This is a genomic window from Psychrobacter sp. TB20-MNA-CIBAN-0197 (assembly GCF_040309765.1).
Classification (GTDB): Bacteria; Pseudomonadota; Gammaproteobacteria; order Pseudomonadales; family Moraxellaceae; genus Psychrobacter; species Psychrobacter submarinus.
Window position 1 is genome coordinate 1 of sequence record NZ_JBEOPC010000681.1, and the last position, 268, is coordinate 268.

1 protein-coding gene is annotated in these 268 nt (G+C 44.0%); it reads right to left on the reverse strand.

Annotation, left to right across the window (positions count from 1 at the left end; genetic code table 11):
• A partial coding sequence (locus AAEY83_RS15510) for a hypothetical protein (protein WP_351060349.1) occupies nucleotides 1-268 on the reverse strand: 268 nt, incomplete at both ends.

Consider the following 268-nt stretch of genomic DNA (forward strand, 5'->3'; position numbering starts at 1 on the left):
GCATTGGATATAGTAAATGAGCGAGTTTTGGCAGACGCGTTATAAGTCATCGCAGTAGTAGGCATGACGGTCGTACTACCAGTCGTAGCGTTGTTGCAAGTGTAAGCCGCATTGTAGGCAATGATATCGCCATTGTTTTGATTGTTCGTAACGCGCTCAATGATCGTATAAGTCGTACTGGTTGCAAGCTCTACGACACCGCTATTATCATTAGTAACAACTTGTCCTGAGCCAGTCGTTTCAAAAGTCTTGAGTGATGTTGTAGCAT